Source organism: Micromonospora citrea (genome assembly GCF_049629545.1).
GTDB lineage: Bacteria > Actinomycetota > Actinomycetes > Mycobacteriales > Micromonosporaceae > Micromonospora > Micromonospora citrea_A.
In genome coordinates this window covers 1-22761 of the sequence record NZ_JBNADX010000020.1, presented here as the reverse complement: position 1 = coordinate 22761, position 22761 = coordinate 1, and the positions used below count along the sequence as shown (strand labels likewise).

Annotated in this window: 17 protein-coding genes and 3 pseudogenes; 10 read left to right on the top strand and 10 right to left on the bottom strand. The window is 71.3% G+C overall.

Going from position 1 to position 22761, the window contains the following annotated elements:
* Positions 1-72 precede the first annotated feature (72 nt).
* Positions 73-624, bottom strand: a complete 552-nt coding sequence (locus tag ACPFP2_RS20860) for a hypothetical protein (protein ID WP_424090846.1) — start codon at positions 622-624, stop codon at positions 73-75.
* 227 nt (positions 625-851) lie between these two features.
* Complete coding sequence (locus ACPFP2_RS20855; RefSeq protein ID WP_424090845.1) at positions 852-2936, bottom strand: RICIN domain-containing protein; 2085 nt, start codon at positions 2934-2936, stop codon at positions 852-854.
* 748 nt (positions 2937-3684) lie between these two features.
* Between ACPFP2_RS20855 and ACPFP2_RS20850 the strand changes: the two genes are divergently transcribed.
* Both ACPFP2_RS20850 and ACPFP2_RS20845 read left to right on the top strand, forming a co-directional pair.
* Positions 3685-5202, top strand: a complete 1518-nt coding sequence (locus ACPFP2_RS20850; RefSeq protein ID WP_424090922.1) for a glycoside hydrolase family 27 protein — start codon at positions 3685-3687, stop codon at positions 5200-5202.
* Positions 5203-5297: 95 nt separating this feature from the next.
* The gene (locus tag ACPFP2_RS20845) at positions 5298-7109 is read left to right on the top strand and encodes a family 43 glycosylhydrolase (protein WP_424090844.1); all 1812 of its coding nucleotides are present in this window, start codon (positions 5298-5300) and stop codon (positions 7107-7109) included.
* An 88-nt stretch (positions 7110-7197) separates the two neighbouring features.
* Here ACPFP2_RS20845 and ACPFP2_RS20840 read toward each other — a convergent pair whose 3' ends face one another.
* Positions 7198-7749 carry a hypothetical protein gene (locus tag ACPFP2_RS20840; protein WP_424090843.1) on the bottom strand — a complete coding sequence of 184 codons (552 nt, stop codon included), beginning with the start codon at positions 7747-7749 and terminating at the stop codon, positions 7198-7200.
* Positions 7750-7906: 157 nt separating this feature from the next.
* Here ACPFP2_RS20840 and ACPFP2_RS20835 point away from each other — a divergent pair, with 157 nt between their 5' ends.
* Complete coding sequence (locus ACPFP2_RS20835) at positions 7907-8278, top strand: ArsR/SmtB family transcription factor (protein WP_424090842.1); 372 nt, start codon at positions 7907-7909, stop codon at positions 8276-8278.
* A 53-nt stretch (positions 8279-8331) separates the two neighbouring features.
* Here ACPFP2_RS20835 and ACPFP2_RS20830 read toward each other — a convergent pair whose 3' ends face one another.
* A complete protein-coding gene (locus ACPFP2_RS20830) occupies positions 8332-10515 on the bottom strand; it encodes an MMPL family transporter (protein WP_424090841.1) in 2184 nt (727 codons plus the stop codon).
* Positions 10516-10745: 230 nt separating this feature from the next.
* Here ACPFP2_RS20830 and ACPFP2_RS20825 point away from each other — a divergent pair, with 230 nt between their 5' ends.
* From ACPFP2_RS20825 to ACPFP2_RS20800, 6 genes and pseudogenes are all read left to right on the top strand, one after another.
* The gene (locus tag ACPFP2_RS20825; RefSeq protein WP_424090840.1) at positions 10746-11975 is read left to right on the top strand and encodes a sensor histidine kinase; all 1230 of its coding nucleotides are present in this window, start codon (positions 10746-10748) and stop codon (positions 11973-11975) included.
* The gene (locus ACPFP2_RS20820) at positions 11972-12649 is read left to right on the top strand and encodes a response regulator (protein WP_424090839.1); all 678 of its coding nucleotides are present in this window, start codon (positions 11972-11974) and stop codon (positions 12647-12649) included. Before ACPFP2_RS20825 ends, ACPFP2_RS20820 begins: the two co-directional genes overlap by 4 nt.
* 172 nt (positions 12650-12821) lie before the next feature.
* On the top strand, positions 12822-13664 hold the full coding sequence (locus ACPFP2_RS20815) for a MerR family transcriptional regulator (protein WP_424090838.1): 843 nt from the start codon (positions 12822-12824) through the stop codon (positions 13662-13664).
* Positions 13664-14653, top strand: coding sequence for a BtrH N-terminal domain-containing protein (locus ACPFP2_RS20810; protein ID WP_424090837.1), 990 nt, complete (start codon positions 13664-13666; stop codon positions 14651-14653). The genes ACPFP2_RS20815 and ACPFP2_RS20810 overlap by 1 nt, the downstream gene beginning before the upstream one ends.
* Positions 14654-14793: 140 nt before the next feature.
* Positions 14794-15735 (top strand): annotated as a pseudogene (locus tag ACPFP2_RS20805) (ATP-binding cassette domain-containing protein).
* Positions 15732-15977, top strand: a pseudogene (locus tag ACPFP2_RS20800) (ABC transporter permease); the annotation flags it as partial. The pseudogenes ACPFP2_RS20805 and ACPFP2_RS20800, both read left to right, overlap by 4 nt.
* Here the strand turns inward: ACPFP2_RS20800 and ACPFP2_RS20795 are convergent.
* Positions 15937-16164: pseudogene (locus ACPFP2_RS20795) on the bottom strand (AfsR/SARP family transcriptional regulator); the annotation flags it as partial. The pseudogenes ACPFP2_RS20800 and ACPFP2_RS20795 overlap by 41 nt on opposite strands.
* Positions 16165-16299: 135 nt before the next feature.
* Entirely contained in the window at positions 16300-17379 is a 1080-nt protein-coding gene (locus ACPFP2_RS20790; protein ID WP_424090836.1) for a cation diffusion facilitator family transporter, read from the bottom strand.
* 60 nt (positions 17380-17439) lie between these two features.
* On the opposite strand from ACPFP2_RS20790, the gene ACPFP2_RS20785 reads away from it, so the two are divergent.
* The gene (locus ACPFP2_RS20785; protein ID WP_424090835.1) at positions 17440-17799 is read left to right on the top strand and encodes an ArsR/SmtB family transcription factor; all 360 of its coding nucleotides are present in this window, start codon (positions 17440-17442) and stop codon (positions 17797-17799) included.
* A 72-nt stretch (positions 17800-17871) separates the two neighbouring features.
* Here ACPFP2_RS20785 and ACPFP2_RS20780 read toward each other — a convergent pair whose 3' ends face one another.
* The 4 genes from ACPFP2_RS20780 to ACPFP2_RS20765 all read right to left on the bottom strand — a co-directional run.
* A complete protein-coding gene (locus ACPFP2_RS20780) occupies positions 17872-18714 on the bottom strand; it encodes a PhzF family phenazine biosynthesis isomerase (RefSeq protein WP_424090834.1) in 843 nt (280 codons plus the stop codon).
* 322 nt (positions 18715-19036) lie between these two features.
* Entirely contained in the window at positions 19037-20044 is a 1008-nt protein-coding gene (locus ACPFP2_RS20775; protein ID WP_363875258.1) for a sugar phosphate isomerase/epimerase family protein, read from the bottom strand.
* 293 nt (positions 20045-20337) lie between these two features.
* Positions 20338-22437 carry a ThuA domain-containing protein gene (locus tag ACPFP2_RS20770; protein WP_424090833.1) on the bottom strand — a complete coding sequence of 700 codons (2100 nt, stop codon included), beginning with the start codon at positions 22435-22437 and terminating at the stop codon, positions 20338-20340.
* The coding region (locus ACPFP2_RS20765; RefSeq protein WP_424090832.1) for an RICIN domain-containing protein at positions 22434-22761 on the bottom strand (328 nt) is incomplete at its 5' end. The genes ACPFP2_RS20765 and ACPFP2_RS20770, both read right to left, overlap by 4 nt.

Here is a 22761-nt window from a genome sequence, read left to right as displayed (position 1 = left end):
GATGCACCCGGGACGAGTAGGGGTACCGACGCCGGCGCGGTCTCGTTCGTCCCCGGCCTGGAGCCGCCCTGATCAGAACCACTGCTGGACGACAACCGCCGCGCCGCCGCCGTTGTCGCCCAGGTTGTTGTCGTTGAAGGTGAAGACCAGCTGCGGCGCCGGATCGCCATTGCTGGAGAACAACATGCAGTCGCTGTCGGTGCCGACCGGGAACCAGGAGCTGGACCCGTAGGTCCGGCTGGTCTTCTTCATCCACACCGAACCCCCGGTGACCCGGGCTATGAGCGCGTACCGGGGAGCACCGGGCGCCGGCCATCCGCCGGCGGTGGGCGCGGCCGGTAGCTCGCCGGCGATGCTCTTGGTGGTGCCCCACGCGTCGATCCGGATGCTGCCCTGCGCCTTCACCCGGAAGGCGTCCCCGTGGATGATGCTGATGGGCGACGCCCACGTCGTCTGCCGGTTCCCCGGCGCGGGCCAGGCGGCGGGGTCCTGGTGCTGCGCGGTGGTCGAGTCGTAGCAGCTGCCCAGGGCGGTGTCGGCCGCCGCCGGAGCAGCCGGCAGCAACGTGACCGTGAGCGTCAAGGTGAACGCGGTGACGGTCGAGATGATGGTTCTGGCCCGCATGGCGGCTCCTGTTGGAGAGCCCGCCCACGGCGGTCGCGGGCGGTGGAGCCCAGTGTGTCCCACCCCGACAAGCAACCTGCGGCGCGGGAGGTCCGTTCAGCGCCTGCGGCAGCGCGGAACGGACCTCCCGGCAGGTGCCGGCCGGGGTGGGAGGGTCCAGATGCGTCTCCTCGCCCGTCCCGGACAGATCCGGGCGATCCCGTACGATTTCTAGATCCTGACCGGTGTCACGGTGTGGTCAGGGCGAAGCGGCGCACCGTCACCGCACCGCCCAGTGACTGGGTGGCGTAGTTGAACATGCCGAACCGGTATCCCATGAAGAACTGCCAGGCGTTGTTGAGGGTCAACGCGTTGCCCAGCGGTGTGAACGTGACCCCGTCCGTGCTGTACGAGAACCTCGCCTGCCGACCCGAGCCGGGCCGGATGTCGGCGTTGGCCCGCAACCAGATCCGCCCGCCGGACACCGGGGCGCCGGCGATCTCGGTGCCGGTGCCGGTGGTGTTCCAGTTGTCGGTGCCCATGGTCAGGCCGTTGGTCATGACCACGCGGGTGGCGCCGTTGTCCCGTTTGACGCCGATCCACGCCGACGTGTCGCGCAGCATCGCGAGCCCGGCCCGGTCACCGTCGCGCATCGTGGAGTAGTCCAACTCGATGGTTCCCGTCGAGGTCGGTCCCTGGATCCGGTGGGTCAGTGTGTTGCGGGCGCGGTAGAGGTCGTTGGTGACCGAGGCGGTCTGCAGGCGTAGGCCGTTGTTCACCGACCACCGGCTGTTGTCCGGGTTGTGGTTCCATTCGTACTGGACGCCGAGGGTGGTGCCGGGGAAGGTGTCGGTGCCGGTGAGCGGCTTGACCGGACGCAGCGGCAGCGGGTTGGGGTAGTTGACGCCCCAGGAGCCGTTGACCGTCTTCACCTGCGGCCAGCCGTCACTGGTCCAGGTGATCGGCGCCAGCGTCGGCATCCGGCCACCCGGGTACGCGTCGGTGAAGGCCATGTAGTACCAGGCGCCGTTCTGGGTCTGCACCAGACCACCCTGGTGGGGCACCCCGCCGCCGGTGATCGGACCGGGCATGTCGAGCAGCACCTGCCGCTGCTCGTACGGGCCGAACGGGCCGTTGGTGGACTTGAGCACGTACTGGCCGTTGGCGGGGCGGGTGAGCCAGATGTAGTAGGCGCCGTTGCGCTTGTAGAACCGGGCTCCCTCCAGCGTGCCGATGCTCGACGGCGTCTGGTACACCTGCTGGGCCCGCACCTGGGTACGTCCGTCGGCGGACAGCTGGGCCACGCTGATCGTGCCGTTGCCGTACGCGACGTACATGGTGTCGTTGTCGTCGATCAGCATCCCGGCGTCGTAGTAGCAGTTGGGGATGGTGGCGTGCCGGCTCCAGGTGCTGTCGACGGCCGACGCGGTGTAGATGTGCGTCTGGGCGAAGTCGATGCAGCCGGCCCAGTAGAAGGTCCGGTTGCTCGGCCGGTAGTTCAGGGTCGAGGCCCAGATCCCGTCGACGTACGCGTGGCTGCCGTTGGCCATGTCGTACTTCGATCCGAAGTCCAGCCGGGGCACCGAGTGCCCGGCGAACTCCCAGTTCACCAGGTCCCAGGACCGCAGCACGGGCGCGCCGGGCGAGTAGTGCATGGTGGAGGCGGACATGTAGTAGACGTCGCCGACCCGGATGATGTCGACGTCGGCGAAGTCCTGCCAGACGGCCGGGTTGGTGAAGGTGCCGCCAGGGTTGCCGGGGTCGCCGACGCGGACGAGTTGCCACTGCTGGTGGCTGCCGTTGAAGTCGTCGTACTGCACGATGTTGCCGCCGTCGGCGGTGGACGCGTTCTGCACCTCCATCACCTTGTTCGAGTTCCGGTTGATCAACCGGACGTGCCCGTCGGTCGAGTCCGCCAGCCGGAACTGCTGGTTCGTCCCGTTGTGGTCGGCCCACTGCACGATGCTCGCGCCGTTGGCGGTGGAGAAGTTGTAGACGTCCAGCACCTTGCCCGAGTGCCGCGACTTCAACCGGTAGAACCCGCCTCCGGAGTCGACGAACTGCCACTGCTGCTGGTTCCCGTCGTTGCGCGACCACTGCGTGATCCGCGCCCCGTCGTTCGTGGCGAGGTTGTACACGTCGAGGGCCTTGCCGCTGTTGCGGTTCACCAACACGTACCAGGCGTTCGTATCCACCGTCGCCGCCGAGGCCGGCGACGGCGCGATGCCCACCAGGGCACCACCCGTCACCATCGCCGCGGCGGCGGCAGCGACCCGCCACAGCCATCCGCGTCGACGCGGTACGGCTCGCGGGAGCCCACCGATGGCAACCATGACTCTCCTTCGATGACAGGGACTGGAAGCACGGGTCGCCGTCCCGGCTGCCCGGACCGGCCGGGTCGGCGGCGCCGTGCGGCGCGATCGCTGACGTGGGCGCCCCTGCCCGGGAGGCGCACGGCGGGATCGGCGGTGCCGGATCAGCCTCCGGCCCGGCTCGGCGCCGACTTACCCGTCCATCGACTGTGAGCGATAACATCTTGCTAGTCAAGATGTAACGCTCAGGTGAGCACGGCCGTCCGGCCGCGCGCTCACCGTGACGACCGGCCAGGATGGACCCCGCCGGCCTCCGACTCCCCACATCAGCGACGGCTCGCTCGCCATTGATTTACATTGATTGATGTCAGCGCTAACATGCTTGCCATCACCACGCGGTACCGGCCACCCACCACGGCAGCCGCCACCAGGGCCGACGGACGACGACCGACACGACTCGACGTCGTCCCGGTGATGCCCGGCCACCACCCCCTGCGGGAGCGGCGGACCGGGGCGGGCCCGCCGTGCACGATGACGCCGGCGCAGGGCACGCGGGCGCCGCGTCCGGGCCGCCCCACGGCGGTCACTCCCCGGTGCCGGTCACCAGCACTGACGAATCGACGAGGAGGAGCACGTGCGTAGACCGAGCAGATGGCTCACCGCCGTCCTGGGGGTCCTGGCGGTGGCGTTCGCGTCGACCGTCGCCGGGACCGTCGTCTCGCCCCGCGCCGCGCAGGCGCTGAACAACGGTGTCGCCCGCACGCCGCCGATGGGCTGGAACACCTGGAACACCTTCGGCTGCAACATCGACGAGACGCTCATCCGGCAGATGGCCGACGCGATCGTCGACCACGGTCTGCGCGACCTCGGCTACAAGTACGTGGTCGTCGACGACTGCTGGTTCGACCCGAACCGGGACGCGCAGGGCAACCTCCGGGCCCACCCGCAGCGCTTCCCGAGCGGGATGAAGGCCCTCGGCGACTACCTGCACTCCCGGGGCCTGTTGTTCGGCATCTACCAGGCGCCGCTGGACCAGACCTGCGCCCAGTACTTCGACGCCTTCCCCGGCTCCACCGGCAGCCTCGGGCACGAGTACCAGGACGCCCGGCAGTTCGCCGCCTGGGGCGTGGACTACCTGAAGTACGACTGGTGCTCCCCCACCGGGACCATCAACGACCAGGTGGCGAGGTTCGGCATCATGCGCGACGCGCTGGCGGCCACCGGCCGGCCGATCGTCTACAGCATCAACCCGAACAGCATCCACGAGAAGACCGGGCCGCAACGCAACTGGAGCGACGTGGCGAACCTCTGGCGGACCACCGAGGACATCACCAACGCGTGGAACACCGGCCAGACCAACGGCTACCCGATGGGCATCCAGAACATCGTCGACGTCAACGTGCCACTGGCCGGCTACGCCGCACCGGGCGGCTTCAACGACCCGGACATGCTGGAGGTCGGCAACGGCGGCATGACCGACACCGAGATGCGCAGCCACTTCGCGCTCTGGGCGATGATGGCGGCGCCGCTGATGATGGGCAACGACCTGCGCTCGGCCAGCACGGCGACGCTGAACATCCTGAGGAACCAGAACCTGGTCGCGATCAACCAGGACACCCTCGGCCGCCAGGCGGTCCAGGTGTCCCACGACGGCACCCGGCGGGTCCTGGCCAAGCGACTGGCCGACGGCGACGTCGCAGTCGCCCTGTTCAACCAGGGCAGCGCCACCACGACGATCTCCACGACGGCGGCGGCGGTCGGCAAGACCGGCACCTCGTTCACCCTGCGCGACGCCTGGACCAACGGCACCTCCACCACCACCGGGGCCATCTCCGCGAGCGTCCCGGCGCACGGCACGGTGGTGTACCGGGTCACCGGCGGCGGCACCACCGACCCGCCGGCCCCCACCACGTTCCGGCTGCGCAGCGAGTCGGCCGGGCGGTGCCTGGACGTCGACAACGCCAACACCGCCAACGGCACCGGCACCCTGATCTGGGACTGCCACGGCAACGCCAACCAGCAGATCAGCCAGAGCGGCCAGACGCTGCGGATCCTCGGCAAGTGCCTGGACGTGCCGACGAACGCGGCCAACGGCACCCGGGTGCAGATCTGGGACTGCCACGGCGGCACCAACCAGCAGTGGACGTCCAACGGCAACGGCACGGTGAGCAACGTCCGCTTCCCGTCCCTGTGCCTGGACGTCAACAACGGCGGCACCGCGAACGGCACGACGGTGATCCTCTGGTCCTGCCACGGCGGCACCAACCAGCGGTGGACCCGGGTGTGACCGGCGGCTCGAGGAGCACCAGCGCAGCAGCCCTCGACCGTCGTGCGGTGGTCGACGGATCCGGAATTCCGCTCACGACACCCTGGGGGTACGCCGTGAAACCGACAGTCGCACGCCGGGCCAAAACGAGACTCCGGTCGGTCGTCGCCGCGCTCGCCGGCCTGATCTGCGCCGTCGCCCTGCTCCCGGGCACGGCGCAGGCCGACAACCCGATCGTCCAACACATCTACACCGCCGATCCGGCACCGATGGTGCACAACGGCCGGGTGTACCTCTACACCGGTCACGACGAGGACGGCTCCACGTACTTCACCATGCGCGAGTGGCGAGTGTTCTCCTCCGCCGACATGGTGAACTGGACCGACCACGGCTCGCCGATGAACCTGGGCACCTTCTCCTGGGCGGACGCCAACGCCTGGGCCGGGCACGTGATCCCCCGCAACGGCAAGTTCTACTGGTACGTGCCGGTGCGGCAACGCTCGAACGGGCAGATGGTCATCGGGGTCGGCGTCGCCGACAGCCCGACCGGCCCCTTCCGCGACGCCATCGGCAGGCCCCTGGTCGGCAACGGCGAGATCGACCCGCACGCCTTCATCGACGACGACGGCCAGGCGTACCTCTACTGGGGCAACCCGAACCTGTGGTACGTGCGCCTCAACCAGGACATGATCTCGTTCTCCGGCGGCCCGACGCAGATCCCGCTCACCACCGCCGGCTTCGGCACCCGCACCGGCAACCCCAGCCGCCCGACCCTCTACGAGGAAGGGCCGTGGGTCTTCAAGCGCAACGGGCTCTACTACACCGTCTTCGCCGCGGAGTGCTGCTCGGAGTTCATCGGCTACTCGACCGCGCCCGGCCCGACCGGGCCGTGGACGTACCGGGGGACGATCATGCCCCGACAGGGCACCAGCTTCACCAACCACGCCGGCGTGATCGACTTCAGCGGCGGGTCGTACTTCTTCTACCACAACGGCGCGCTGCCCGGCGGTGGCGGTTACACCCGCTCCGTCGCGGTGGAGCGCTTCACCTACCAGGCCAACGGCATGTTCCCGACGATCACCATGACCACGGCGGGCGCTCCGCAGGTGGGCACGCTCAACCCGTACGTGCGCCAGGAGGCCGAGACGATCGCCTGGGGGTCCGGGATCGAGACCGAACCGGCCGGCGAGGGCGGCATGAACGTCGGTTGGATCGACAACGGCGACTACATCAAGGTCAAGGGCGTCGCGTTCGGCACCGGCGCGACCTCGTTCTCCGCGCGGGTCGCCTCCGCCACCGCCGGCGGCCGGATCGAGGTGCGGCTGGACAGCCCCACCGGCCCGACCGTCGGCACCTGCGCCGTCACCGGCACCGGCGGCTGGCAGAACTGGGCGACCACCACCTGCGCGGTCAGCGGAGCCACCGGCACCCGGGACCTGTACCTGCGGTTCGCCGGCGGCAGCGGAAGCCTGTTCAACATCAACTGGTGGCAGTTCGGCGGTGGCGGCGTCACGACGGCGTACCGGATCACCAACCGCAACAGCGGACAGGTCGTCGACGTCCAGCAGCCCAACCTCGACAACCTCGCCGTGATCGGCCAGTGGACCAGCAACGGCGCCGCCTGGCAGCAGTGGCGCTTCCTCGACGCCGGCAACGGCGCCGTGCGCCTGCAGAGCGTCAACAGCGGCAAGTGCGTCGACGTGCTGAACGTCTCGACCGCCGACGGGGCGCAAATCGTCCAGTACACCTGCCACGACGGCCTGAACCAGGCCTTCACCTGGCGGTCGACCGGCGACGGCTACCACCAGCTGGTCAACGTCAACAGCAACAAGTGCCTCAACGTGGTCGGCGGCTCCACCGCTCCCGGCGCCGCCCTGGAGCAGCGGACGTGCAGCTCCGCGACCAGCATGCAGTGGTCGCGCGGCTGAGGGCGTCACCCGATCGTGATCCCGGCCGGTCGGGCCGGCCGGGATCACCCCGGGCTACCGTCCCGCCGCTCGACGCCCGTCGAGCGGTTCAGAACCACTGCTGTACGACAACCCCGGCGCCGCCCCCGTTGTCGCCGAGGTTGTCGTCGTTGAACGTGAAGACCAGCTGCGGCGCCGGATCACCATTGCTGGAGAACAGCATGCAGCCACTGTCGGCGCCGACCGGGAACCAGGAGCCGGACCCGTAGCTCCGGCTGGTCTTCTTCACCCACATCGAGCCGGCGGTGACCCGGGCGATGAGCGCGTACCGGGGCGCACCGGGCGCCGGCCACCCGCCGGCGGTGGGCGCGGCCGGTAGCTCGCCGGCGATGCTCTTGGTGGTGCCCCACGCGTCGATCCGGATGCTGCCCTGCGCCTTCACCCGGAAGGCGTCCCCGTGGACGATGCCGATCGGCGACGCCCAGGGCGTCTGCCGGTGCCCCGGCGCGAGCCAGGCGGCGGGGTCCTGGTGCTGCACCGGGGTCGAGTCGTAGCAGCTGTCCAGGGCGGTGTCGGCCGACGCCGGACCGGCCGGCAGCACCGTCACCGTGAGCGCCACGGTGAGGGCGGTGACGGCGGAGAGGGTGGTCCTGACCCGCATGGCGGCTCCCGCTGCCGGGCCCGCCGACGGCGGTGGCGGGCGATGGCACCCAGTGTGTCCCACCCCGGCAAGTCACCGGTCGGCACGGCCTCCCGGTCGTGAACTGACGGCGACACGGTTGCGGAACCGCCAGTCAATCGATGCGGCGGGTGCAACTATGGGTGCCGTGGGAACTGCCAGAACTGCTGCGCCTGCCATCTCGCCGCTGACCGGTGAGCCGATCAAGCGTGCCGATGCCGAACGGCTCGCCGGAGTGCTGAAGGCACTCGCCGACCCCGCCCGGCTACGACTGCTCAGTCTGATCCAGTCCGCCCCGGAGGGCGAGGCGTCGGTGAGTGACCTGACCGCGCCGCTCGGGCTCTCCCAGCCGACCGTGAGTCATCACCTCCGGATCCTCACCGAGGCCGGTCTGCTCGAACGTGACAAGCGCGGCGTGTGGGCGTACTACCGCATCGTGCCGGCCGCGATCGCGGCGATCGCCGACCTGTTGACGCCACCACGTAAGCGGGCGACGAAGAAGGTTCGCTGAGCGGCGATCGCACGGCTACGTCACGAGCGACCCGCCGGACTCACGCCGGGCCACTACCCGGGAACGTGTAGCGAACCGGCAGCCGCGGGTGAGTCAGGTGACGACGGCTCGGGTGGCGGTGCGAGGTCGACGCGGTCCGCGCCCACGTGCGGCAGTCGCCGGTCAAGCCAGCGGGGCAGCCACCAGTTCGCGTGGCCCAGCAGCGCCATGGTCGCCGGGACCAGCACCAGCCGGACGATCGTCGCGTCGAGCACGATCGCCGCTGCCAGACCGAGGCCCATCATCTTGGTCAGCGGGGAGGGACTGGCGACGAAGCTGAGGAACACCACCGTCATGATCAGCGCAGCGGAGGTGATCACCCGCCCGGTGCCCGCCATGCCCCGCGCCACCGACCGGGTGTTGTCACCGGTGGAGTCGTACTCCTCGCGGATGCGCGAGAGCAGGAACACCTCGTAGTCGATGGAGAGGCCGAAGAGCACCGCGAAGAAGATCGTGGGCATCGGGGAGACGATCAGATAGGTCCCGTCCAGGCGGAAGAGGTCGCTGAACCAGCCCCACTGGAACACGGCGACCACGACACCGTACGCGCCGCCGATCGACAGCAGGTTCACCATGACGGCCTTCAGCGGCACCGCGACGGAGCGGAACACCACCATCAGCAGCAGGAACGACGCGGCCAGGATCACGGTGACGAAGATCGGCAGGGTGTCGGCGAGCTGACGGGTGAGGTCGTCGGTCACAGCGGTGAGGCCTGACACCGCGACATTGCCAGGGACGAGGTCACGCACGCGGGCGAGGGTGTCGGCCGTGGCGGCGTCGGACGGCGCGGTGGTGGGCAGCACGGGCAGCACGGCCGTGTCCGCAGTCGGGGAGATCTGCGGCTCGCCGACCGTGGCGATGCCCGGGTCGGCGGCAATGCGCCGGGAGAGTTCCGGGATGGTCTCGAGATCGACGCCGGGGGCGCGCAGGTCGGCGACGAGCAGCAGTGGGGCGTTGACACCCGGGCCGAAGCCCTCTGCCAGCAGGTCGTAGGCGCGGCGGTGGGTGGTGCCGGTCGAGTCGTCGCCTGCGTCCGGAAACCCCGTCTGCATCTGCAGCGCCGGGGCGGCGAGCACGAGCAGCACGGTGGCGGCCACGCCCAGACAGGGCCATGGCCGGCGGGAGACGCGATGGGCGAAGCGCCACCACACCGTGTCCTGGACCGGTCTGGTCGGGCGGCGGCGCCGTCCGAGCCGTCCCGCGTCGATGCGTTCGCCGAGCAGTGACAGCAACGCCGGCAGCAGGGTGAGGGCAGTCGCCACGGCGAACAGCACCACCAGCGAGGTGCCGAGGCCGATCGAGGCGAGGAAGCCCACCCCGGTCAGCGTGAGGGCGGCCATCGCGACGATGACGGTGCCGCCGGCGATCAGGACGGCGGTGCCCGACGAGCCCATGGCGTCGGAGAGTGCGAGGCGGTTCTCCTGGCCGGCGGCCCGGTTCTCGCGGTAGCGGGCCACGATGAACAGGGCGTAGTCGATACCGACACCGAGCCCGATCATCGCGGCGATCGTCGGTGCCGCGGTGGAGACGTCCATGACATCGGTCAGCAGCACGATGGCGCCCATGCCGGTGGCGACCGCCACCACCGCCAGCAGGACCGGGACGAGTGCGGCCACGACCGTACCGAACGCCACGACCAGGACGACCAGCGCGGCCAGCAGGCCGGCCAGCTCCGCGCCGGACGTCTGCGTCTCGGCGTTGATGAACGCGGCGTCGCCACCCAGCTCCGCCACGACGCCGGCGTCCCGGGCCGGGCCCATCGCGTCGACGATCGCGGCGAGTGTCTGCGGGTCGACCTCCGCCGCCGACATGTCGAAGGTGATCACGGCGTAGCCGATGCGTCCGTCCGGGGACACGGTGCCGGTGGTGAAGGGGTTGGCCACCGCGATGACGTGCGCACGGTCGGCGATCCGGGCGACCGCCTCGTCGACGGCGGGTCGGTGGTGTTCGAGGCGCTGTCCCGTCGGTACGGCGAACACCGCCATGGCACTGCCGCGCGACGCGTCGGGAAAGCGTTCCTCGAGCAGTTCCATGGCCTTCTCGCTCTGGCTGCCCGGAGCGACGAGGTCGTCGACGAACGGACCGCCGAGCGTACCGGCCAAGGCCAGGACGACGGCGGTGAGCAGCCCCCAGATGGCGATCGTGAACCTCGGTCTACGGGCGCTCGCGTCACCGACGCGGCGGACGAGCTGATTCATGGCAGTGCTCCTGTGCGACAGGCGGCACCCGCTCATCGGGCACCGCGCCGTGGATGTCGACTGTGCGCGTCGGCACCCGGTGCTGTCGCCCGCCCGCAGAGGGTGCGGTGTTCCCCCGCAGGACGGGATCCTGCCGGGCGGATCCGCCACCGGCCTCCGCCTCGCGGCGGAGGCCGGGATGCGTCTGACGGCGGGTGACCACGACTTCGGTCCTCACGTACGGTGAGCCGGTGTCCGCTGACGCAGTGATGGCGAGCCGTGCGAAACTGCCCTTCGGTGCGGTGTCCGGAAGCACCCCGAAGGGGTTCCGGGGCCCGTTCGCGCGCTGGCCGCGCGTCGCGGACGGCGTCCTCGCGGTGGTGATCTTCCTCGCGACGGTGTTCCTGGTGGACGGCCCCGGCGACACGATCGCCGTCCGGGAGGTCGGCGACGTCCCGGTTCCCGCCCTCCTGATCTTCGCCCTGGCCGGCGCGGCGTTGTGCTGGCGTCGGCGCGCGCCCACGCTGGTGCTGGGCGTGGCGGTGCTCGCCTGGACGACGACACTCGGAACCGGCTACGCGGACCTGGGCGGGGTGACCATCATCGCCCTGTACGGCGTCGGGCGGTACCGCGCCCCCGACCGGTGGAACTACGTGAGTCTTGCCGCGGCCGTCGCCCTGGTCGTCGTCGACGGCCTGACCCGCCCCACCCCGGTGGGCGAGGTCGTCACCGGCGGCGTCGTGATGCTGGGGGCGTGGTATGTCGGGCGTCGCCTGCGACTGCGCCAGGAACGCGCCGCTCAACTGCTGCGGGACCAGCAGGCCGAGTCCCGCCGGATCGTCACCGAGGAGCGGGCCCGCATCGCGCGGGAGCTGCACGACGTGGTCGCCCACCGGGTGAGTCTCATGACCGTGCAGGCCAGCGGGGCCAGGGCGATCGCGGCCGAGGACCCGCAGGCTGCCCATGACGCGATGGGAGCGGTGGAGGAGGCGGGACGTCAGGCGCTCGACGAGCTGCGTCATCTGCTCGGCGTGCTGCGCCCGGAGAGCGACAGCGACGGCCTGGGCCCGCAGCCCGGACTCACGGGTCTGCCCCGCCTCGTCGAGCAGATCCGCCGTGCGGGGGTCGACGTCACGCTGGTGACGGACGCGCTGCCGGACAGGCTCGCGGCCCGCACGGAGCTGTCCGCGTACCGGATCGTCCAGGAGGCGCTGACCAACGTGCTCAAGCACGTCGGTCCCGGCGCCCGCGCCGAGGTCCGGCTGCGCGCCGAGCCGACCGCGCTCGTCATCGAGGTACGCGACGACGGTCGCGGCAGCACGCTCGTGCCCGAGCCGGACGTCGCCTCGGCAACCGGCCATGGCGTCGTCGGGATGCGTGAACGGGCACTGTTGCTGGGCGGCAGCCTCGAGGTGGGGCCGAGCGCGGAAGGAGGCTTCCGGGTACGGGCCCGGCTGCCGATCGCCGGTGAGCCGACGTGAGCATCCGGGTCCTCGTCGTCGACGATCAGGCGCTGGTGCGCGGGGGCTTCGCGATGGTCCTGCGGGTCCACCGCGACATCACGGTCGTGGCCGAGGCCGGGACCGGCGTCGAGGCGATCGAGGCGGCACGCCGGCATCGTCCGGACGTGATCCTGATGGACATCCGGATGCCGGAGATGGACGGCCTCGAGGCGACCTCGAGGATCCTGGCCGAGGCCGACTGGGACGTACGAGTGCTGATCCTGACCACGTTCGACCCCGACGAGTACGTCTACCAGGCGCTACGCGCCGGCGCGAGCGCCTTCGTCCTCAAGGACATCCCCGCCGACCAGCTCGCCACCGCCGTACGCACCGTCGCCGACGGCGGGGCGCTGCTGGCGCCGACGATCACCCGGCGGCTCATCGGCCGGTTCACCGAGCACCACACCGTCGCCCCCGCCGTCTCGCGTCGGCTGGAGCGCCTCACCGACCGGGAGCGCGACGTGATGGTCGCCGTCGCCCGAGGAGCCAGCAACACCGAGATCGCCCGGCAGCTCTTCATCGGACCCGCGACCGTCAAGTCGCACGTGTCGAGCATCCTCACCAAGCTCGGTCTGCGTGACCGCACCCAGGTTGTCGTCTTCGCGTACGAGAGCGGACTGGTCAAGGCCGGTGACCACGACATCGGCCGATGAGCCGGGCGGTGGTGCGGACGCCGATCGCCGGGAGCGCGGCCCGGAAGCACGCGCCCGCGGCACCTGGCTCACCGGACTCGTTGCGCCATGATTCGTTCCGTGGCCGGTGCGGCGGGGACCGGGCCGGGTTGACTCTCTCCCGAGGGGAGGGTCGAGGGTATGGGAGGCGTCGGTGACGGGCTTGATGCCGATCGGGGTGTTCGCGCGAGCGACCCGGTTGTCCGTTCGGGTGCTGCGCAACTACGACCGGCTGGGTCTGCTCGTCCCGGCGAGGGTCGATCCGGACACCGGCTACCGCCGGTACAGCGTCGAGCAGTTCCCGCGCGCGGGGCTGGTCCGGCGGCTGCGAGAGTTGGAGGTGCCGTTGCCCGAGATCGCCGAGATCCTGGCGGCCGACACCCCGGAGCGGGCCGGCGCCGTCATCGCGCGGCACCGGGAACGCGTGGCCGCGCGGGCGGCCCGGCTCGACGAGATCGCCGGCCGGCTGGAGGTGGTGCTGGCCGAGCCGGGGCGGGTGTCGGGCTGGCTGGAGGTGTACGAACGGTGGCGCGGCGCCCAGCCGACCGCCCGCATGCTGGTGCGTACCCCGCTGAGTGGGCTGGCCGAGGTGCTGGCGCCCGGGTTCGCGCGGCTGTTCGCCGGCCTCGCCGAGCAGGGGATCGCCCCGGCGGGACCGGCCGGGACCCGTTACCTCGGCGACGACCTCGACGCGGCGGAGGTGGAGGTCGAGATGTTCGTGCCCGTGGCGCGAGCGCCCCGCACGACCGCGACGGTCGCGGCCGGGCAGCTGCCGGCCTGTCTGCTCGCCGCGACCGTGCACGAGGGTGGCTACGACGCCATCGACACCGCCTACCGGTCACTGGGGCGGTGGATCGCCGAGCAGGACCGGGTGCTGGCGGGCCCGGCCGAGGAGCGCTACCTCGTCGCACCCGCGTCCGGCGTACCCGCGGCCACGCTCCGTACGGAGATCGCCTGGCCGGTCCGGCCCGTTCCGACAACAGATCAGGAAGCCTGATGATCATCGAGAAGGTGTCGTTCCCCGGCGGACAGCACTGCGAGACCACCACGCTCGGCGCCCTGCTGCGCCACGAGGGGATCGACCTGTCCGAGCCCATGCTGTTCGGCCTCGGCGAAGGTCTGGGCTTCGTCTACTGGGACGCCAAGAACATGGGCTTCCCGTTCCTCGGCGGCCGTACCAAGCCGGCCACGATCACCCGGACCGTGGCCGAGCGGCTGGGCCTGACGTTGCACGTCCAGGAGACCGCCTCGCCCCGCCGGGCGTGGCAGAACGTCGTCGCCGCCCTGACCGCCGGACGGCCGGTCGGTCTGCAACTCGACTGCTACCACCTGGACTACTTCACCACGAAGGTCCACTTCGGGGGTCACTTCGTCGCGATGTACGGCTACGACGACACCCACGCCTACCTGATCGACACCGCCCAGCAGGGCGGCGCCGTGACGACCACCCTGCCGAACCTGGCACTCGCCCGTGCCGAACGCGGACCGATGACGGCCCGCAACCTGTCGTACACCGTCGTCAACCCTGCCGAGCGGCCCGGTCTGGGCGACGCGATCCGGACGGCCGTCCGCAGCAACGCGCACACCTTCCTCGACCCGCCCATCGCCAACCTGGGCCACCGTGGCATCGGCAAGGCGGCCCGGCAGGTGACGCGGTGGCTCGAGCGCGCCGGCGACCCGGCGCGCGACCTCCCGCTGGCCGCGTCGCTGATGGAGCACGGCGGGACCGGCGGCGCCCTGTTCCGCGCCATGTACCGCGACTTCCTCGCCGAGTGCGCCACGATCGTCGACGACGACAACCTCCGCCTCGGTCACCGGATGTACGCCGAGATCGCCCCGCTGTGGACCGAGGTCGCCGGCCACATCACGGCCGCCGGAGAGACCGGCGACCCGGACCAGCTGACCCGCGCCTCGGCGGTCCTCACCGAACTCGCCGACCGGGAGCGCCGTGCCATGCAGGTGCTGACCGGTATACCGGCGGCCTGACCGTCTCCCGATCGTCGCGCCGGGCCGCCCGCGTTGTCGACGGCGGGCCGTCCCGCACAGGGTCACGGCCGCGCACGCTGTCAGTGCCCGTGTCAGCGGCGTGTCAGGTGGGTGTCAGGCCGAGCGCCGATCGTGGTGGCATGACACGCACAGGGATTGCCGCATCAGGGCTGCGGAAGGCCTTCGGGGACAAGGTCGTCCTCGACGGTATCGATCTGGAAGTTCGCGAAGGCACGGTCTTCTCCCTGCTCGGCCCAACGGGGCGGGCAAGACGACCACGGTGAACCTGCTGACCACGTTGATGAAGCCCGACGGTGGGACCGCCCGCCTCGCCGGGCACGACCTGGCGACCGAGACCAGGGCGGTGCGGGCGGCCATCGGGGTCACCGGCCAGTTCGCGGCGGTCGACGAGCTGCTGACGGGCCAGGAGAACCTGCAGCTGATGGCGGACCTGAAGGGTCTGGGCGCCGGCGAGGGCAGGCGGGTCGGCACGGAGTTGCTGGAGCGCTTCGACCTGGCCCAGTCGGCGCGGAAGATGGTGGCGACGTACTCCGGGGGTATGCGCCGCAAGCTCGACCTGGCGATGACGCTGATCGGTAAACCCGCGGATCATCTTCCTGGACGAGCCGACCACGGGACTGGACCCGCGCAGTCGTCGCACCATGTGGTCGATCGTCCGTGACCTGGTGGCCGACGGCGTGACCATCTTCCTCACCACCCAGTACCTCGAGGAAGCCGACCAACTCGCCGACCGGGTCGCGGTGCTCGACCGGGGCCGTCTGGTCGCGCAGGGCACCCCCGACGAGCTGAAGCGCCGCATTCCCGGCACCCACGTCCGGCTCAGGTTCGCCACCGCCGCCCAACTCGACGCGGCCGCCCGGCTCTTCACCGACCACACGCGCGACGCCGAGGCACTGACCCTGCGGGTCCCCAGCGACGGCGGGACCACCTCGCTGCGGACGCTGCTGGACCGGCTCGACGAGCACTCGCTCAGCGCCGAGGAGTTCTCCGTGCACACGCCGGACCTCGACGACGTCTTTCTCGCCCTGACCGGCCACACCACGGAGGTGGAAGCGAAATGAGCACCAGATCCCACACGATGGTGATGTTGCGTCGCAACTTCAGGCACGTGGCCCGGAACCCGACCTCGGTGTTCAACTCGGTCCTGATGCCGATCGTGATCATGTTGATGTTCGTGTACGTGTTCGGGGACGCCTTCGACGTCGGTGTCGACTACATCGACTACGCGACGCCGGGGCTGGTGCTGCTGGCCGTCTGTTACGGGCTGGGAGCCACCGCGACGGCGGTGAACTCCGACATGACAGGGCGTTCGTCGCGTCGGCGGGCGGCTGTTCGCCCCAGATCCAGTCGACGAGCGTCGCCTTGCCCACCACCCGTCCCGGTTCGAGCGCGAGGGCGGTCAACAGCGCGCGCAGCCGTGGTCCCGGCACGTCGGCGAGCACGCCGCCGTCCGTGCGCACCTCGAACGGTCCGAGCATCCCGATCTGCACCCGCCGATCTTGCCACGGCCGATGCCCGGCCCCGCGCCTGCTGACGCCGCACCACAGTGGTGAGTTCGGCACCCCCGGATCACCTGACGAGGCGGCGCGGTCTCCGGGTGGGGGGGCGATGGCCGAGCGCGCGGGTCAGGCGTGCCGCGTCGCGGAGGGCTCGGCCGGTCGGTGGGCGGCCTGCCGGCGTCGGTGGGACAGGGCGGTGTGGTGGTGCCCGCCGGGGTGGCTGTCGGGGTCGGTGTGGACGGTGGCGGTGGTCAGCCGGGGCACGGCGTGGGTCAGTTGGTGCTCGGCGTCGGCGGCGATCTCGTGTGCGGCGAGGAGACTCAGGTCGGCGTCGACGACGAGGTCGGCTTCGGCGTGCAGCCGGTGGCCGATCCAGCGCAGTCGTACCGCGGTGACGTCCCGGACGCCGGGCACGGCCCGCAGGGTGGTCTCGGCCCGGTCGACGAGGTCGGGGTCGACGGCGTCCATGAGGCGCCGGTAGACCTCGCGGGCGGCGTCCTTGAGGACGACGGTGATGGCGACGGCGATGACCAGGCCGATGACGGGGTCGGCCCAGCGCCAGCCGCGGGCGGCGCCGCCCGCGGCGGCGACGACGGCGAGGGAGGTGTATCCGTCGGTGCGGGCGTGCAGGCCGTCGGCGACGAGCGCGGCGGAGCCGATACGCCGGCCCACCCGGATGCGGTACCGGGCCACGGTCTCGTTGCCGACGAATCCGACGAGGCCGGCGGCGGCGACCCAGGGCAGGTGGGTCACGTCGGCGGGGTGCAGCAGCCGGGCGACGGCGGTCCAGGCCGCGGCGACGGCGGAGCCGGCGATCACCAGGACGATGACGATGCCGGCGAGGTCCTCGGCGCGGCCATAGCCGTAGGTGTAGGCGCGGGTCGCGGCGCGGCGGCCGAGCAGGAAGGCGATGGCCAGCGGCACGGCGGTCAGCGCGTCGGCGACGTTGTGCAGGGTGTCGCCGAGCAGGGCCACCGAACCGGAGAGCACCACGACGACCGCCTGGGCGACCGCGGTGGCCCCGAGGCCGAGCAGGGAGATCCACAGGGCGCGCAGGCCGTCGCGGGACGATTCCAGCGCGGGGTCGATCTTCGTACGGGAGTCGTGCGAGTGCGGGACGACGTGGGTCAGCCGGTGCCACCGGCCGGCGGCCCGTCCGCCGTGGTCGTGGTGCTCGTGTGGGTGGCCGTGGTCGTGGTCGTTCACCGTTCCCCCAGGTCCGCCGGTCGCACCGACGCGCGGTGCCAACGGCGATAATATGTGCTCATGTACGCACGCGACAACGTGGCAGGTGCCAGTGACCTGCAACAACGCCTGCCCGACCAACGGGAGGTCGAGGCGGCCACGCAGATGCTGCAGATGCTGGCCGACCCCACCCGGTTGCGGCTGATGTCGCTGCTCGCCGAGGGCGAGCACGACGTGACGGCGCTGGTCGCGGCGGTGGGCACGGCCCGACCGGCGGTGTCGCAGCACCTGGGCAAGCTGCGGCTGGCCGGGCTGGTCAGCGTCCGGCGCGACGGCCGTCGGGCGCTGTACCGGACCCGGGACGGACACGTGCGCCGCCTGGTGGCCGAGGTGCTGCAGGCGGCGGGTCACCGGGTGACCGGCGAACCGGAGCACGACTGAGCGGGGGAGCCGCAGGTCGGGGGCGCAGCCTGCGGTCGGGACGACACGAAGCCCCGCCCGGCGGGGCAGCCGCTACGGCACGAGTGCCACGGCGGTGCCGGTCACCTCGATGCCGGTCTGCGGACCGGGGCGGATCCCCACCGTCAGCAGGCTGGGCCGGCCGAGGTCCTGACCCTGGTGCACGGTGACCGTCGCCGGCGGTGTGACAAGTGCGAGTTCGCGCAGGTAGCCGCCGAGCGCCGCGGCTGCCGCGCCGGTGGCCGGGTCCTCGACCACGCCGCCGGGAGGAAACGGGTTACGGGCGTGGAACACGTGCCCGGACTCGCGCCAGACGAGGTCGACCGTCGTCCAGTCCCGCCGCCTCATCAGCGGCGCCAGGGCGTCCATCTCGTAGGCGAGGTCGGCGAGGCGGTCCCGGGTCGCCGCCGCCAGGATCGGATGCCAGGCTCCGGCGAACGCGACGCGCGGCGGCAGCGCCGGGTCGAGGTCGTCCGGAGACCAGCGCAGCGCCGCCAGCAGGGCCGCGAGGTCGGCAGGGGCGATCGGCGCGGTCCGCGGGGGTACGGAGACCAGGGTGGCGCTGGTCGTGCCGTCCGGCGCGACGCTGGTGGTGACGTCGACCCGGCCGGCCCGGGTGTCCAGGCGCAGCGGGCCCGGTCCGTGCCGCTCCGCGTACGCGACCGCGGACGCGATGGTGGCGTGACCGCAGAAGGGCACCTCGGCCAGGGGGCTGAAGTAGCGCACCTCGAACCGTCCGCCGCCACGCGGGACGAGGAACGCGGTCTCGGAGTATCCGACGTCGGCGGCCACCCGGAGCATCCGGGCGTCGTCCGCGCCGGTGGCGTCGAGCACGACACCCGCCGGGTTGCCACCTGCCGGGTCGTCACTGAACGCGGTGTAGCGCAAGATCTGCACGAGTGGACCATACAAGGCCGGCACGGTGCCACCAGAGCCGGTCGGGCGGCGGTGACCCGCGACGACGACCAGGCTTCGTGTGGGCGGTGGCGTGGCGCGGACGGCAGCGGCGGGGTGGTGCGGACCCGGATCTGCGCCGCTCGTGGTGCGGGGGCGTGCGCGTGGGCGCTCAGATCGGCCGCGCGTCACCGGTCCCCGGACGCGCACAAGGTGCTCCTGCCTAACCTGGCCGCCCGGCCGGCGCATTCGTGCGGCGGCCGGGCGGCACCGGGTCGGCGCACCACCTCCCGCCGGTCGGTCTCGGCGGGCGGGGGCCGGTGGCTCAGTCCTTGCTGCTGAAGGCGGCGTCGAACGCTGCCGCCGGGGCATCGAAGGCGAGCCGACGGACGAACTGGAGCGCCTCGGGCGCGCCGACGAGCCGGTCCATGCCGGCGTCCTCCCACTCGATCGAGATGGGGCCGGCGTAGCCGATCGCGTTCAACGCCCGGAAGCAGTCCTCCCACGGCACGTCCCCGTGGCCGGTGGAGACGAAGTCCCAACCCCGCCGCATGTCGGCCCAGGGCAGGTGGGAGGCGAGCCGGCCACGCCGGCCGTCACCGGTACGGACCTTCGCGTCCTTGCAGTCGACGTGGTAGATCCGGTCGGCGAAGTCGAAGATGAAGTTGACCGGGTCCAGCTCCTGCCACACGAAGTGCGACGGGTCCCAGTTCAGGCCGAACGCGGGCCGGTGGTCGACCGCCTCCAGCGTCCGCTTCGTCGTCCAGTAGTCGTAGGCGATCTCGCTGGGATGCACCTCATGGGCGAAGCGCACCCCCACCTCGTCGAAGACGTCGAGGATCGGGTTCCACCGGTCGGCGAAGTCCTGGTAGCCGCGCTCGATCATCGACGGGGGCACCGGCGGAAACATCGCCAGGGTGTGCCAGATCGACGAGCCGGTGAACCCGACCACCGTGTCCACCCCGAGTCGGGCCGCCGCGCGGGCGGTGTCCTTGATCTCCTCGGCGGCGCGCCGGCGTACCCCCTCGGGTTCGCCGTCGCCCCAGATCCGGGCCGGCAGGATGCCCTGGTGCCGCTCGTCGATCGGGTGGTCGCAGACGGCCTGGCCGACCAGATGGTTGGAGATCGCGTACACGCCGAGGTGGTGCTTGGCGAGGGTCTCCCGCTTGCGCTCGACGTACGAGTCGTCGGCGAGTGCCTTGTCGACCTCGAAGTGGTCGCCCCAACAGGCGATCTCCAGGCCGTCGTAGCCCCACTCGGAGGCGAGCCGGCAGACCTCGTCGAACGGTAGGTCGGCCCACTGGCCGGTGAAGAGCGTGATGGGTCGCGCCATTGTCCTTCTCCCCTGTCGTGATGGGGGGATTCCTTGCGGGACCGGGGCGAGGGTGACCGGGACGGGCCGGTGCGGCGGCGCGCCGGGCGTGCGGACCGGTGGGCACGAGGACGCGCCTGGGCCCGACGGGTTGCGCCTCCCGTCGGGTCACCGGCCACCTGCACGGTCGCCGCCCCTCACTCTAGGTCCACCACCACCTGCGCGGAAGGGCGATCCGCCGGGAGTGCGAGCCGGCACGGGGCCCCTGCCGTGACAGGGGCCCCGTGCCGGATCGGTGTCGCCGGTGCGTCAGGTCAGGGCAGGACCCACTTCTGGTTGGCGCCGGTGTGGCAGGTCCACAGGTGCACCGCGGTGCCGTCGGCGGAGTTGTTGCCCGACACGTCCAGGCACTTGCCCGACTGCGGGTTGCGCAACGTGCCGTCGGCCTGGGCGGACCAGTTCTGCGCCCCGGTGCCGTTGCACGTCCAGAGCTGGATCTTCGTACCGTCGGCGGAGCCGCCACCGGAGACGTCCAGGCACTTGCCCAACGCCTTGACCGTCGAGTTCGGCGTCACCGTCCACGTCTGCGCGGCCGAGCCGTTGCAGGTGTAGATCTGGATCTGGGTGCCGTCGGCGGTGGCGCCGTTGCGGACGTCGAGGCACTTGCCGGCCAGGCCCTTGACGGGGCCGGCGCCGCCGCCGGTGCCCTTCACCAGGGTGAAGTCGTCGACGTCGAAGAGCCCCGACCCGGAGCCGGTGAAGGTCAGGTAGAGGTTCTGGGTGCCGGACGGCACCCCGGACAGGTTCGTGGTGACGTCGGCGAAGGTGGTCCAGCTGCCGGTGTTCGGAACGGCGACCGAGCCGAGCACGGTGCCGGTGGTGGAGCCGGTGCGGACCTGGATGGTGCCGCCGGGGCCGCCGGAGACGACGCGCGCCTTGAACGACGTCACGCCGGTCAGGTCCAGCCCCTGGTAGGCCGCCCAGTCGCCCGGGTCGATGTAGCCGAGGGTCTGACCGCCGTTGGCGCCGGTCTTGGTGAACGGGGTGACCCCGCCGGCGGAGCTGAACGACTCGGCCTGCACGGTGGTGTTCCCGCCCGGGGTGGAGCCCAGCTCCTTGATCCGGATGTTACGGAACGACACGTCGTCGCCGGTGCCGTGGTTCTGGATGCCGACGTGGCCGGCCAGGGAGCGGGCCGGGTCGGTGTTGGTGAAGTCGTTGATCTTCGCGCCGTTGAGGAACACCTGCAGGCGTTCCCCCTCGACCAGCAGCTCGTAGGTGTTCCACTCCCCCGGCGGGTTGAGCGCCGCGTCCCGGGCGGCGATGTCGGCGGACTTGAAGGTGTAGACGGCGCCGGTGGTGCGATCGGCGGTGTCGGTGGCGTCGATCTGCACCTCGTAGCCGTTGTTGATCGCCGAGTACGGGTCGCTCGACGGTGGGAAGCCGATGAAGACGCCGGAGTTGTCGTCGCCGGCGAGTCTCCAGTCCAGCTTGAGCGAGTAGTTGGTGAACTGCTTGGCGCTGTACCAGTACAGGCCGAGCCCACCGACGGAGGTGAGGGTGGCGTCGGAGTTGGTGAAGCTGCCCGGCCCGGCCTGCGACCAGCCGGTGGTGGAGCCGCTGTACAGCGTCGTGTAGCCGCTCTCCGCGCGACAGTCGGCCTTGGCGCGGCCGGCCGCGTACCGGATGCCACCGAGCAGATGGGCCCGGAACGCCGGGTCGGAGTAGGACGCCTGGGTGTGGCCGCCGCCGGTGTAGAAGGCCCGGCCGCCGCTGTAGGCCTTGCACCAGGCGTGCGGGTGGTCGGCGCCCATCGAGCCGCCCGAGTAGGAGGACTCGTCGAGGGTGGCCAGCACGCGGGCGGTGGAGCGGGCGTTGGTCTGGTAGTTGTACCACTCGTCGGTGCGGGTCCAGGTCTGCGGCAGGTGGGCGGTGCCCGGGTGCGCCCGGTTCTCCACCTTCACGTTGGCCTGCTGGATGGCCGGGTGCGAGGCGAAGTACGCCCCGACCAGGTTGCCGTAGAAGGACCAGCCGTACTCGGTGTCGGCGGCGGAGTGCACGCCGACGAACCCACCGCCGGAGCCGATGTACGACTCGAAGGCGGTCTGCTGGGTGGCGTTGAGCACGTCGCCGGTGGTGTTGAGGAAGACGACCGCCTCGTACTGCGCCAGGTTGGCGGTGGTGAAGGCGGCGGCGTCCTCGGTGGCAGTGACGGTGAAGCTGTTCGCCGCGCCGAGGTCGCGGATGGCCTGGGTGCCGACGGCGATGGAGTCGTGCCGGAAGCCGGCGGTCTTGGAGAAGACCAGCACGTCGTACGGGGCGTCGGCGGCGCTGGCCGGGGTGGCCGGGGTGGTGCAGGCGAGGACGGCGAGGACGGCGGTGGCCGCGCCGAGGACGGGTCGCAGGATTCTCATGGCAGGGTCCACTTCTGGTTGGCGCCGGTGTGGCAGGTCCACAGGTGCACCGCGGTGCCGTCGGCGGAGTTGTTGCCCGACACGTCCAGGCACTTGCCCGACTGCGGGTTGCGCAACGTGCCGTCGGCCTGGGCGGACCAGTTCTGCGCCCCGGTGCCGTTGCACGTCCAGAGCTGGATCTTCGTACCGTCGGCGGAGCCGCCACCGGAGACGTCCAGGCACTTGCCCAACGCCTTGACCGTCGAGTTCGGCGTCACCGTCCACGTCTGCGCGGCCGAGCCGTTGCAGGTGTAGATCTGGATCTGGGTGCCGTCGGCGGTGGCG

Bases quoted from the DNA above. Each gene is read 5' to 3' on its own strand.
- ACPFP2_RS20840 (WP_424090843.1), bottom strand. From the start codon at position 7,749: ATGCGGGTCAGGACCACCCTCTCCGCCGTCACCGCCCTCACCGTGGCG.
- ACPFP2_RS20855 (WP_424090845.1), bottom strand. From the start codon at position 2,936: ATGGTTGCCATCGGTGGGCTCCCGCGAGCCGTACCGCGTCGACGCGGA.
- ACPFP2_RS20830 (WP_424090841.1), bottom strand. From the start codon at position 10,515: ATGAATCAGCTCGTCCGCCGCGTCGGTGACGCGAGCGCCCGTAGACCG.
- ACPFP2_RS20810 (WP_424090837.1), top strand. From the start codon at position 13,664: ATGATCATCGAGAAGGTGTCGTTCCCCGGCGGACAGCACTGCGAGACC.
- ACPFP2_RS20770 (WP_424090833.1), bottom strand. From the start codon at position 22,437: ATGAGAATCCTGCGACCCGTCCTCGGCGCGGCCACCGCCGTCCTCGCC.
- ACPFP2_RS20850 (WP_424090922.1), top strand. From the start codon at position 3,685: ATGGGCTGGAACACCTGGAACACCTTCGGCTGCAACATCGACGAGACG.
- ACPFP2_RS20835 (WP_424090842.1), top strand. From the start codon at position 7,907: ATGGGTGCCGTGGGAACTGCCAGAACTGCTGCGCCTGCCATCTCGCCG.
- ACPFP2_RS20785 (WP_424090835.1), top strand. From the start codon at position 17,440: ATGTACGCACGCGACAACGTGGCAGGTGCCAGTGACCTGCAACAACGC.
- ACPFP2_RS20860 (WP_424090846.1), bottom strand. From the start codon at position 624: ATGCGGGCCAGAACCATCATCTCGACCGTCACCGCGTTCACCTTGACG.
- ACPFP2_RS20775 (WP_363875258.1), bottom strand. From the start codon at position 20,044: ATGGCGCGACCCATCACGCTCTTCACCGGCCAGTGGGCCGACCTACCG.